Origin of the sequence: Gottfriedia acidiceleris (genome assembly GCF_023115465.1) — a bacterium.
In the GTDB taxonomy this organism is placed as follows: domain Bacteria; phylum Bacillota; class Bacilli; order Bacillales; family Bacillaceae_G; genus Gottfriedia; species Gottfriedia acidiceleris_B.
Genome location: NZ_CP096034.1, coordinates 2,287,162 through 2,300,521, shown reverse-complemented (window position 1 = coordinate 2,300,521; position 13,360 = coordinate 2,287,162). Strand labels below are relative to the sequence as shown.

10 protein-coding genes are annotated in these 13,360 nt (G+C 30.6%); 2 read left to right on the top strand and 8 right to left on the bottom strand.

Going from position 1 to position 13,360, the window contains the following annotated elements; genetic code table 11:
- Positions 1–254 precede the first annotated feature (254 nt).
- The 4 genes from MY490_RS11140 to MY490_RS11125 all read right to left on the bottom strand — a co-directional run bounded on the left by MY490_RS11140 (position 255) and on the right by MY490_RS11125 (position 2,922).
- On the bottom strand, positions 255–422 hold the full coding sequence (locus MY490_RS11140; RefSeq protein WP_248269251.1) for a hypothetical protein: 168 nt from the start codon (positions 420–422) through the stop codon (positions 255–257).
- 358 nt (positions 423–780) lie between these two features.
- The gene (locus MY490_RS11135; protein ID WP_248269250.1) at positions 781–1,590 is read right to left on the bottom strand and encodes an RnfABCDGE type electron transport complex subunit D; all 810 of its coding nucleotides are present in this window, start codon (positions 1,588–1,590) and stop codon (positions 781–783) included.
- The gene (locus MY490_RS11130; protein WP_248269249.1) at positions 1,580–2,485 is read right to left on the bottom strand and encodes an FAD:protein FMN transferase; all 906 of its coding nucleotides are present in this window, start codon (positions 2,483–2,485) and stop codon (positions 1,580–1,582) included. The genes MY490_RS11135 and MY490_RS11130 overlap by 11 nt, the downstream gene beginning before the upstream one ends.
- Positions 2,485–2,922, bottom strand: coding sequence for an FMN-binding protein (locus MY490_RS11125; protein WP_248269248.1), 438 nt, complete (start codon positions 2,920–2,922; stop codon positions 2,485–2,487). The genes MY490_RS11130 and MY490_RS11125 overlap by 1 nt, the downstream gene beginning before the upstream one ends.
- Positions 2,923–3,433: 511 nt before the next feature.
- Here MY490_RS11125 and MY490_RS11120 point away from each other — a divergent pair.
- A complete protein-coding gene (locus tag MY490_RS11120) occupies positions 3,434–4,144 on the top strand; it encodes a DUF421 domain-containing protein (RefSeq protein WP_248269247.1) in 711 nt (236 codons plus the stop codon).
- 45 nt (positions 4,145–4,189) lie between these two features.
- Here the strand turns inward: MY490_RS11120 and MY490_RS11115 are convergent, their stop codons facing one another.
- The 3 genes from MY490_RS11115 to MY490_RS11105 all read right to left on the bottom strand — a co-directional run bounded on the left by MY490_RS11115 (position 4,190) and on the right by MY490_RS11105 (position 7,253).
- Entirely contained in the window at positions 4,190–4,372 is a 183-nt protein-coding gene (locus MY490_RS11115) for a hypothetical protein (protein WP_248269246.1), read from the bottom strand.
- A 771-nt stretch (positions 4,373–5,143) separates the two neighbouring features.
- Positions 5,144–6,520 (bottom strand): class II fumarate hydratase, encoded by a 1,377-nt coding sequence (gene fumC / locus MY490_RS11110; RefSeq protein ID WP_248269245.1) that lies wholly within the window; start codon positions 6,518–6,520, stop codon positions 5,144–5,146.
- A 334-nt stretch (positions 6,521–6,854) separates the two neighbouring features.
- Positions 6,855–7,253, bottom strand: coding sequence for a DoxX family protein (locus MY490_RS11105; RefSeq protein ID WP_248269244.1), 399 nt, complete (start codon positions 7,251–7,253; stop codon positions 6,855–6,857).
- A gap of 677 nt (positions 7,254–7,930) precedes the next feature.
- Here MY490_RS11105 and MY490_RS11100 point away from each other — a divergent pair.
- A complete protein-coding gene (locus tag MY490_RS11100; protein WP_248269243.1) occupies positions 7,931–8,716 on the top strand; it encodes a TMEM164 family acyltransferase in 786 nt (261 codons plus the stop codon).
- Positions 8,717–9,045: 329 nt separating this feature from the next.
- Here MY490_RS11100 and MY490_RS11095 read toward each other — a convergent pair whose 3' ends face one another.
- Complete coding sequence (locus tag MY490_RS11095; protein WP_248269242.1) at positions 9,046–12,996, bottom strand: S8 family serine peptidase; 3,951 nt, start codon at positions 12,994–12,996, stop codon at positions 9,046–9,048.
- Positions 12,997–13,360 lie beyond the last annotated feature (364 nt).

Genomic DNA, 13,360 nt, shown 5'->3' with positions numbered 1-13,360 from the left:
TCGCTCTTAACTTTGGAAACCCCACTAACTTTCAACAAAAAAAATGTTTAGCCGGAACGGTCAAAAGATTGTTTCTGTCCCTCGATATGGTTATATGTTTGAGGATATTTAATAGATTATAGAATAAAAAACTAATGAAAAAGAGTGTAGAATTTTTTAGAATTCTACACTCTTTATGCAAATAATTGTACTTCCTTTTTAGTTATAATAATAATTAACTAAAACATATTCTTATTTTTGATTATTTATGTAGTTTATAATAGATCAGCTCTTACTTTTTTCTCTAAAATAGTTAATTCAATATAAATTGCAATAAAAGAACACAATGAACCCACTAAAAGGATTATTGCATATACATATGCTGGTAGAATTAGCAGAATGTACCCTAATATAGTTCCAACAACTAGTAATAAATAAATCATTAAATTTCACCTTTTTCACATTAATCAAGTTAAATGAAAGTCCTCTATAAAAAAATTATGTACTTATGTAAAGGTATTACTTCATGCTTTCTTACTCAATATCACATTGGTAACAGAACGCTAACATTTTAAAATTAATAATAATTTCATAGGATCAAGAAACAAGTGTAGACAGTGATACATTGGAATTAGATAAGAAGACGTATCCCGTATAAAATTAATACAAAAAAACAAGCCTAGCTTATAAAGCTGGCTTGTACTAAAAAAATTAGCGTTTTACAGTAATTTTTTCTTTTTCTGTTTTCACTTTAAATCCATCCTTCGTTGTAACAACTGCAGAAATAGAATACGTGATACATTATGAAAAGATTGATTCCTTTGTTTGAACTTTTTGAATTGAAGGCTTTGATTTCAATAAATTAAATAGATTGCCGGCCATCAAGCCAGTAAATAAATAGGTTAATCCTCCAAATAAACTATAAATTGTTACTCCTACTAGTGCACAAATAAAACCGAAAATAACTTGTTGTTTGTCTTTCGCTGGTGATGTAGGGGGATCAGTGAGCATAAAAAATGCAAAGAAAAGAGAAGCATTTATAAATGGACTGCGAAAAGCATCCGATGCATCTCCAATATGAAAAAATTGAGTCAGTATTAAGAGCATGAAGTATGTTCCTAAAAATGAAAATACCATTGGAAATTTATTTACACGACTGACAACTATATAACCAATCATTAATAAAAATATAATTGTCCAACCTTGAAGATCTCCAAATGCGCCCCACCAACTTTGTTCAGTATGAAAAAGGATGATAGACATTAATAGACCAAAAACTGCTGGATTAAATATTTGTTTCCTTTTAAAGACAATTAAATATTTTGATAAAATTGAAACAAATGTTGTGATAACAATCACATACCATGCAGTGGTTGTACTTAAAATCATTGCGACAATAATTCCAGTAATAACCGCTCCGTATGGCTTAATATTTTTCCTTTTTAAAATTAAGGCACATAATATATCTGTAATTGTTCCCACAAAAACGGCAATCATACAGTTAATTGCGCCTCTACTTGTTTGATAATCAATTGTAGCAATTAAAAGTAAAATCATTAAGGACAGAATTACATAACCTTTTGGTGATTTGATCCATTGTTTAATAGTCAATATTGTCCACTCCTTTTTGATAAATTTGTAAATCAGATGAAATTAAAATGCCCCCTAAATCAACTTCTTCTAATAGAGTTAGTCCCTTTTTTCTACCCATTAAAAAACATGTAGTTGAAAATGCGTCCGCCATCATTGTATACGGTGCGATGATGCTACAACTAATCAACTCAGTTGGTGATTTTTTATTTTTTGGATTAATAATATGATGAACTTCTGGGTTTAAATCACTTTTACGTTCATAACTTCCAGAAGTACAAACCGCCATGTTAGATATTTCTATTGTGTGAATGATTTTTTCCTTATATAGTGGGTGCTGAATTCCTATTTTCCAGTTTTCCCCTAATTCATCTAATCCTCCTGCAAAAAGATCCCCGCCAGCATTAACAATGAATCCATCAAATTGTCTCAATTCATTTACAGCAAGATCAATGGCAAACCCTTTGGCAACAGCACCTAAATCAATCACTAATGGCTTTTTTAATCGTACAGTTTTATCTTCTTCATTTAAGAAAATATCAGAGTAAGAAACTTTATCAGATGTATTATTTTGTATGAAATCTTCTGTTAAATAGTGTTGATTGAAACCAGCATTTTCCAATATTTGACCAACCGTAGGATCAAATATTCCATTTGTCCATTTAGCCACCTCTAACGCGAATTTTAAGGGTTCAAATAATAATGGACTAACAGCTACTGGAGTATTAATTTGTTTACACACTTTCATTAATTCACTTTCCAAACTAAATCGGCTACATGCTCTTTCAACTTCTCGAAAAAAATTAAATGCACGATTAATTGAAATTTCCGTTTCATCTAACGATTTTGATGTGACTACTTTAATATCAACAACCGTATCCATGAATAATTTCGTTTTTCTTATGATTTTCTTCATTATATGTTCCTTGCCTTTAAGAGAGCATCTTGAACAGCATCTTTAAAGGCCTGTGTACTATATGTCGCTCCTGACACATTCCGAACTTGTGAACTTTGAACATTTACTACTTCATTTGGTAATTTTACTATGTCATTCTCAGAATAATGCATACCATAATTACTTATCTCTACATCTATAATTTTATCTTCATCTATTTTTAAGGCGATTTGAATCGTTCCACGTCGATTAGAACCCATACCATAAAAAATTCCATTTTTATAAAACCTTTTTTTTACAATTTTATTTTTATTTTTATTTAAAGGAACATTAACCTGTTCAGTTTTTGGCGACGCTACATTCGAATCTTGAATATCAGTTGTAAAATAGCCTGCAGCATAAATCGCTCCAATTGCAGTTGAACAGATAGTGACCCATTTTTTACTCATTTTACCCATTTAAATACCTCCAATTCTTATTACCATCTTGTATTATAATGAGTAAATCTTAAAATTCTTTTAATTGCTTAGCATATTATTTCTAGAATATTTATAAATACATTTTTTTCAGATGGTTTCATTTTTAAAAGCTGAATTAACGTTCAAAAAAATTTAGATTACTCTTTCCTTTTTATTCAAAATTGCTTTTTTTATAAAAAGTACTCATTTATTTTTGTTTCTATTAAAAATTACACCATAAAAGTGAAAACTTAATGAAAATTATGTGCTTTTTTATTAAATAGCAGTAATTGAAATATAAGATTCTAAGATCTAAAAAAATACTATTTATTGAAATAAGTAGCATATTAGCTTGATTATATTTAACTATTAAATAGCACAAACTAATTTTCTACACAATTCAAATTTGTTTATCAATTTAAACTTCTTTAATCATGAGATTACATAAATACTTTATTGATAATAATAACTAAAAATAGATTAAGGTTAATGGTAAAAGGAGAAACTGCCCATGCCTGAACATTTTGAAATTATTACAAGAACAATGCTAGCATTTTTGATTTTGTTCATCGGTGCTAAACTATTAGGAAAACAAATCATTGCTGAGATGAATACCTTTGATTTTATTGGGGCTATTTCAATAGGAAGCATTATTGCTAATTTAGCTTTCAATTTAAATATAAAAATTCACCATGCAGTATTAGCTTTTTTAATTTTGGTTTTAGTTATTTTACTCGTTAGTTTTATTTCCTTGAAAAGTAGAATAGGTAGAAATCTACTTGCAGGCAATCCAACTGTCATAATTGAAGATGGAAAAATATTAGAGGCCAATATGAGAAAAATGCGCTATTCTCTAGACTATTTAAATCAACAATTAAGGGAAAAAGGAATTTTTAATATAGAAGAAGTTCTTTATGTAGTAGTTGAGACAAATGGTAAAGTATCTTTTTTACAAAAACCTCAATACCGAAACGTAACAAAACAAGATTTAAATATACCGACAAGACAGGAAAGTAAATTACCTATTGAGTTGATTATGGATGGGGAAATTATCTTAAAAAATTTAAAAGAAAATAATCTGTCAGAATTAATGGTACAAGAAGAGCTTAAAAAGCGTAATTTACAAACGAAGGAAGTAGTGTATGCTGTTCTGGCAGCAAATGGAAATATTTATATTGATACCTATAATGATCAGATTGCTTCTCCAATTGATCAAGAATGAGCGATTTAATGATTTAAAACGAACTTTCCTACTTTCTTCTTGTAATTATGAAAATCGAAAGTCAATTTTCATTAATATTTCTCCCTGGACTACGTTCATTGCACCAGAGTGGATATCCATTACTTCAACTATATCAACAGTACCATGCTCTTGTTCATGAATTGCAACTTTCTCTAGCTCTAATGCAATCTCTGAAGCTCCAAACAGTGCGTCTTTTATCTTATTCATTGGAGAGTTCCAGAATGAGACGCTTTTACATAGACCCCAACTAGTAGCCTACTAGTATTTATTGCCTTTATTTACAATATGAGTACCTACTTGTTCATTTAATGCTTCTTTCAAGCTTTCATGATTCGTTATAAAATTGATACATACCCTTGGTTTTTAAATGTTTTATTTTTACTCATAGGTTGTTTCAAAGTTGTATACATTGCGTTTGTGTTTAAAAAATAAATGTGATAAAAATAAAAAAGCCAAGAAAAAATTCTTGGCTTTTTTATTGACCTATTCTTTTGGGGGCATATGTAAAAAAGAAAACAGAACAGTATAAGTACTTCTCTTTTTTTACAAGTTACTTACGATAAATGGTATAGTGATTACTGTTATTAACATTAAAATCCAATTGTGTTTTTTTAGTTTATCTTCAAATTTTTGCATCTCTTCTGCTGAAATTGTTTTAATGGGCTTCAATTAATCCGCCTTCTTTCTGTTTAAATAATATTTAAGGATAAAGTGATTATAATCTATTGATGTGAACTTAATGTGAATTTATGATAATTTTTTTAATATTAATATACTTATTTTATAGCATCCGCCATTAATCAACAGTTTCAATCGAATATTAAACTGACTTTTTCCGTCCCTTTTTCTAAAATCGGTGAACAAATTGAAAAGTTGATAGAAAATTAGTCGATGGTATGTGAGTATTGATAAAAAAATCCTGATGGCTCTAAAGTGGCCATCAGGATTTTTTTGATTCTTTAAAGTATTCAAATCTGACTAAATCATATTTTCAGGTCTAACAATTCGATCGAATTCTTCTTCCGATAGATAGCCCGTTTTTAATGCAGCTTCTTTAAGTGTCAAATTTTCGCTAAATGCTAACTTTGCGATTGATGCTGCTTTTTCATAACCAATATGAGGATTTAATGCGGTTACGAGCATAAGTGATCGATTTAGATTTTGTTCAATCACTTCTATATTTGCTTCTATGCCTTTTGCACAGTGATCGTCAAATGATCTGATTGCGTCTGAAAGTAGTCTAACTGACTGCAGAAAATTGTAAATAATGACTGGTTTGAACACATTCAGTTCAAAATTTCCTTGACTAGCGGCAAAGCCTATTGTCATATCATTTCCCATAATTTGTGTTACAACCATTGTCAGTGCTTCAGATTGGGTTGGATTTACTTTTCCTGGCATGATTGAACTTCCCGGTTCGTTTGTGGGTATGGTTATTTCAGCTATACCACTTCTAGGACCACTTGCCATCCAACGGACATCATTCGCTATTTTCATTAAATCTGCAGCCAATGCTTTTAAAGCACCATGTGTATAAACGATTTCATCATGACTTGTTAATGCTTGGAATTTATTTTCAGCAGAACTAAAATTCAGTCCAGTTAACGAACTAATTTCTTCAGCCATCATCGTTCCAAAACTCGGATGCGCATTGATTCCAGTACCAACAGCAGTCCCACCAATAGCTAATTCAGCAATAAACTTCATACTTTGTACGATCATTTCTTCATTTTTTTCAAGCATACGATGCCAACCACTTATCTCTTGACCTAATGTTATTGGTGTTGCATCTTGTAAATGTGTTCGGCCAATTTTTATAATCTGTTTAAATTTATTCATCTTTTCGTTTAATGTCATTTTTAAATTTATTAATGCAGGGAGCAATTGCTCATTAACAGCAAGAGCACTTGAGATATGCATTGCTGTTGGAAATGTATCATTGGAACTTTGAGACATATTGACATCATCATTTGGATGAATTTTTTTATTGTTTCCTTTTTCTGCTAAAAACTCATTCCCACGGTGAGCGATTACTTCATTAACATTCATATTTGTTTGTGTACCACTTCCTGTTTGCCAAACAACAAGTGGAAAGTGATTGTCAAGCTTACCATTTAATATTTCATTTACAGCACTAATGATTGCATCTGCTTTTTCGCTATCCAATTTTCCTAGTTTTTTATTTGTAATTGCTGCACTCTTTTTAATTAATGCCAAAGCATAAATTAATTGAATAGGCATTTTTTCAGTACCGATTTTAAAGTTCTCAAAACTTCGCTGCGTTTGAGCTCCCCAAAGTTTATTTACGGGTACTTTTATCTCACCAATTGAATCTTTTTCAATTCGATAACCCAATTTTTTTCCTCCTAGATTTTAATTACTAAATCATATGTAGACAGATGGAATCAAAGTAATCATTTTGACTTTAGTAAAGTTTTTTTATGTATCATCGAAATTTGTGAAAAATCGTTCTTAAAGAGTAGTACATTTAAATTTTATATTGAAAAATTTGCTATAAATAATATTTATTTAAAATGCAAGTGAGCTAATCGAACAAAGCCCGATTAGCTCACTAATATTTGTCTTACATTTTCTATTATTTCATTTTTTTATGAACAGATTCATTATTTAACAGCACTTTTATACTAATTAATCTTTAATTTGTAAAATCAATTTCTAAAGTGATCAGTTAGAATAAAAATGGATCTAACGCATATTTACCAGGTCCAATTAAAGCTATACCAATAGCAACTGAAAGCAATGTTAAGTTGTATTCATATCCATTCGCAGTTGCCCATAATCCATTTGGCGCATGTACTTTAATAATTGCCATTACCATTGTTCCAGCAATCATGATTCCTGCAAGTGGTGTTAATAGTCCTAGTGTAAATAAAATTCCCCCAATCAGTTCTGCTAACCCTGCGAAAAGTGCAATTGTAACACCTGGTTTCATGCCAATTGATTCAAACCATCCACCTGTTCCCTTCAGTCCATGACCACCGAACCAGCCAAATAATTTTTGAGCTCCATGACCTACAAAAAGTAAACCGATTACTAAACGAATAATTAATAAACCCATATTTAACATTTTTAAATCCTCCTACTTGTTTTTTATCTTTAATTCGAGATAATTTTATAAAAAAATTTGAATTGAATTTTTTAAACAGTATTCCAAAAAACATATCATGCTTTTTATTCATCATAAACTTCTTTATATTTGTGCTATAAAAGTAAAACGAAAGGTTTAGCATTCATTCTCCATTATTTCTACCTCCAAATTAAATTTCAAAAAATATCTTTAACTCGAGATAATAATAGTATGAATTAACTTAGTTGTCAATAACGAATAATGTGTTAAGATTTTAGAAATTTTATCATTGAACTAAAAATTAAATTTCTACTCTTTTACATATAAAGTTTATCTGATAGTTTTGTTGATGAAGAAAATGAAAGAATTCTAGGGTATACAGATGATCATCATTGTATTCATTTGATTAATAAATATATAAACGAGTGAATTGTCACCAAAATCCCCTCCGATACCTTAATTAACATTTCCTTTTTTGTACAAGTTAAGAGTAAACATTACAGGTTCTTTCTAAAAATTTTTTGAATAAATCAATAATAGGTGTTGTTTACTTGATGTCTTTAGTTTGATCGCTTAATGATACGTTTTTTGCTCAAATCAAATTACAATAAAAAGTAATGGGGGTAAATCGCGTTGAAAACAAGTGAATTTTACTACATGAAGGAAAGTATAGTTCAATGACCTTTCAAATGTGGAGTCCATTCCATTTTTTATTTATGGCGAGCCCTTTTCTATTTGTCACTTTGTTTTATTTTCTATTTAGGCGCTTTAACCATCAAAAGATACGATTGATTGGTATGTGCTTCTCACTTATTGGGATTGCTCTTTTAGTTGGGCGTAATATTGAAATTTATCACAAAGTGAATCAAATTTCACCTGAAGAAATCCCTTTACAAATTTGTCATTTTGCTAATTTTATTTTATTTTTTGCATTTTTATTTGAAAGTGAATTGTTATTTTCAATTGCGTTTTGTTTTAACCTTCCTGCTGCTTTAGTAAGCATTATATTTGCAAACGGTCTTACAAACTATCAATCTCTCTTAACATGGCAAGGAATGGCGTATCTTTGGGGGCATATGCTAATCGTAGGAATTGTATTGTGGGCGTATTTCAATAATATGATTGTAATTAATTTGAAAATTTTGCGAAAAACAATGTCGCTCATTATTATATTGTACATTTTATCAATCTTTGTAAATAATTTGTTTATGAAATGGATGGAGCCCTTTACATCTAATTACTTTTACACAATGGCTCCGGAAAAAGGAACACCATTAGAATATTTTTACAAATTGGGTAAAGAAACAACAACTTTAGGACTTCATTACAATCCGATTTATTTACTAATGTTACTTTTAGTTGGGCTTTTTGTTGTATTCCTCTTCTATTTAATCTATCTATTTTTGAATTTAGTTAAAAATGGTGAAATGAAGAATCTTAATGAGCAGAATGATCTGAATTAATTAGGTATTCGTAAAGGTCCCTTAAAAATAAAGCCTCTTACTAAAAAGAGGCTTTTAGACTGTTAAACGTACTTTTTCAATATAATAGCAGATTTATGACCCACCGAAGCCAAATGATTTTGAAATACCAATGGTTAATTCTTTTTTTCTTGCCCCTTCCGATACATACTCTAAATCAAAACGTCTATATCATTCAAAATATTTCACAAAATTTGTTACCTTTTTATTTCCTTTGATAAAGGTAAATTAAATAGTTTAAATTCAAAAAAAAATCCTGATCGACTCAAAAGAGCAATCAGGATTTTTTGTTTTGCAAATGCTTACGATTATTATTTAACTGAAGAAAACTGAGTTAATTTAAATGAATCAACATTTATTAACTTGTTTGTTGCTGCACTAGATTTTGTACCAGAAGCAACAATTTTAATCGTGTGAGCTTTATTTGCTAGATTTTGTAGATCGAATACATTTACCTTATATTTACGGCTTGAAGAGTAAAGATCAACTTGCTTTATTTTTTTACCATCGATATAAATATCTGCTCTACCCATATTCTTATCTTTTAAAGCATATACAGTTATACCCGTACCACTAAAATTGTATTGAAGCGATCCAGTAGAGCCTTTTGTTTGATTAATTGTTCCACTAGAAGCGCTCTTATAATTTAACTGACTCCAAGTTCCAGTGTATTTAATATTGGAATCATTGTTTTCTACTGATTTCGTTGTTTGCACTGAAATATTTATACTATATTGCCCAGAGCCTTTTACAGCAAAAGGAACGATATAGTACATTCCAGTTTTTGTTGGTTTAAAGACAATTTTTTCATTAGACGTGCTACTAGCAGACTTTTTCAATTCTTTCGAACCATAAATAGATGATGTACCAATGTTGTATAATGAAAGATCAAAGTTTGCATTAGTAGGGCCAGTTAACGAAATTTCATATGTTTTGCCCGCTTCTAAATTTTTAGCCCAAACGTCGTTTAAATCTTTAGCGTCAGTATTAAGATCTCCTTTTGCAGTACCTGATATATAGATTCTTCCTTTAATATCATCATCATAAACGTACGTAATTGGTGATGAAAAAGGTGTCTCTCTATTATCTATATTAATAGTTACAACATAGTCGTATTTTTTGCCTGGTTTTGCTGTCTTATCCACATAAGATGCTGTTTTGATAGTATTTATTTTTGCATAGTTTTTTTCCGTAGACTCTTTACGGTAAATAGTATATGCTTCAGCCCAGTTCTTTGCTGTCCATGAAATCACAGGATATTTCATATTAGTGTCAAAAGATGTTTTCAATGAAATAGGATTTTCTTTTACAACAAATTTATCTAAATTAATCCCTGTAGCTGATTTTCTTGCCGCTGGATCACTTTTTCCTGCCCATACAATTCTGATAGAGTGATTGCCATAAGTTTTAAATTCATATTTTAATAAACTTTGTTTTGATTTGAACGTACTATTATAAAGAGATGGAGAAGCAATCTTATTGCCGTCTATATAAACATCGGCAATTCCTTGTGTTGGATCTTTATAACCTTGCCATTCAATACTAGACCCAACAAATGAAAAACTAACTTCTCCTTTAGAATTAAGTACTCCTGCCATTTGTTCTGAAAATTGTTGATTCATTACTGGCATCCAATCTCCATCTAAAGTCACAAGGCTAGAATCATCTTCATACGAACCATCGAAATTACCAGTGTAAAGTTTATAGTTTCCTGTACCTTTGTAGTCATAAACATTTACAAAATAAATACCAGTTCTAGGAGCTATAAAGTTAATCTTTTCTTTCGAGGTATTTACGTTCTCTGAATTAGCAACCATACCATTTTTATTATTTACGCTCGATGTTGATTCATTATAAACGTACAAGTCAAAATCGGTTCCTGCTTGACCATCCAATAAGAATGTAATTCCTTGGCCTTCTTTTAACGATATTGCATAAACATCATTTTTATTTCCAACACTAGTAGGAGTTTTCTCTACTAATTTGCCATCTTTAACAAACTTATCTAATGGGACTCCTGGCGTATCATTGTCATCAAATTTATCAATATCAGATGCTCTAACCATATTTCCAGTGCCTACAAAACCTTTTAGTGAATCTAATTTCGTTCCTTTTGCACTTGTATATAGTTTAAGCATCTCTGGTGACATGTTCGGTTGTAAGCCTAATAAAATAGCAGCAGTACCTGTAGTATGTGGAGTTGCCATAGATGTTCCACTATAATAATCATATGCTTGTGAATAATCAGAAACATATTCTGAATTTATGACTGCCTTAGAATTATTAGATTGAAGAAAATCAGCGAAATAGTATGGGAAATCAAACCTATTTACATTTAAATTAGTATGATCATAGATTCCAGCTAATCCTTTTACATTCAAACTTGGTCCCATATCTGGGTATACATTTAAACCTAATGTATCCTTAACAAATGTTGATTTCTCTTGTCCAGATAAGGCGTTTACACCAGATAATAATAATTTACCACCACTGGAAAGATAATTTTTTAACATGTCTGTATCATTTTTAGTTAAAGTTGTACCATCTTCAGAGAAAAATCCAAGTCCGTTACCCGTATACCAAACTACAGCTTCGTAAGAGGATAAATCGTTACTGCTCTTGTAATCTGAAAGAGAGGATTCAGAACTTATTGTTACTTTATCCACGTTAGGCAACAGTTCATTATATATAGGTGAATAGTCTTTAAATATCTTTGATAGTTCTGGTTCGTCATTGAATATTTGAGCAAGATCATGTTCATCATCTTGAACAAGTAAAATTTTCTTACTATCCTTTATATCTAAATAGCTTAAAGCTTTGTCAAAAACATCTTGTCTTTCAGAATCCTTAATTTTTTCGTAGCCTATACCATCAAAAATTGCCTTGTAATTTTCTCCAGCAATTTGAGCTGATGCTCCAGCTCCACCCTTAATTTTCAATTTTGCTAAAATTTCATCGATTGGGTATTTAGGAACTGAACTTAATATGTCAACTCCAGGAGCAGCAACATCAACAGATTCGGCGCCATAGTTTGAGAAAGACGCTAAGTTACCTTTGTTATCAACAGCGGCAACTGATAAGATATTAGAACTTTCGTAACTAGCAGGATAAGCCCCTTCTTCATCATTATCCATTCCATCATTACCAGCAGCAGCTACAAATAAGCTATTTGAATTTTCAATTGCTTCTTCAAGTAATGGATCGTATTCTCCACCACTCCAGCTGTTATTCGTGATTTTAATTCCCTTATTCTTGGCATATTCGATTGCTTCAATAGCATCTGCAGTTGTTCCGCCATAAGGACCAAGGAACTTTAACGGTACTATTTTTACGTTTGGAGCGACACCAACGATACCTTTTTTATCTATTGTTAACTCTGCAGCAATTGTTCCGGAAACATGTGTACCATGCTCATCTCCATCAAGTGGATCATAAACACTGTTATCGTCGTTATAAAAATCCCAGCCATGGACATCGTCAACATACCCATCGTGATCATTATCGATCCCATCATTTTCTTTACCATCCCCTGTCTCACCAGGGTTTGTCCAAATTTTCCCTTTTAGGTCTGGGTGACTAATATCCACACCAGTATCAATTACACCTACTAATACTTCCGATAGTTTAGAACCATATTGATTCCAGCTTTCAGGTGCGTTTACATCAATATCTTCTTTTCCTAAACTCTCATTAATCGTTTGCCCGGTATTATTAAGTCCCCATAATTTACCTTTACCTTGATTAAAATAGTCAGGCGTACTATCGAAGTCAGATGGGTAATATTTGTAGTTCGGTTGTACAGATTCAACATTTGAATCCTTTTTTAGTTTCGTTATGTACTCACTAGTGCTTTCACCTGATGGGATTTTTACTACTTCAGCGTTTAAATTCTTTAATTTCTTTGAAGACTTTAAAGAATATTTTTTCTGAAGTGTAGTAATTTCACCTGTAGTCACTTTCTTTTTATATTTAACGATTAATTCACCAGTTTGTTCATTATGTTTCGTTACTGATTGTTTATTTTTTAATTTATCTCTTAATTTTGTTTCAATTTTAGATTCTGCCTTCTTAGGTAGTACCTTACCACTTGCTTTTGGCACTTCTTTCATTTGGCTTTTTCTAAGGTTTTTGCCAGAGTTTAGCTGATTAGCAACTGTACTATTAGCTCCTGTTACAGAAGCAGCTTGAACTGTCCCAGAATAAATACTTGAAAATAAAAGGATTGTAGATACAGGTAAAGCTAAATAATTTTTTTTCTTCATTGTAGAGCCCCTTTTTTAATAGATTCAAAGAAAATTAACTAGAAACACAAATGTAACAATGAAACATTAATCCACTCATTAATGAATGAAAACTATTGGATTAAATTTTATAAGTAGTTACATCCGTTCTAAATAAAAATTGTCAAATTCCTCCTTTCTCTTGGAATTATTTTCTAGTAAACACTCAAAAACACCTTTTAGATTACTCGAAAATAGAACTTTTGGATTTGATAATATATATTTTTTGTAATTTACAAGGTCTAATTACCTATAAATTCAATTAACAAAACAAGCGATTATACACACTAAAAAACAAACAAGAGATATAATTGTAACAAACTCTTTTTAATTGTAAGTAGTTAAA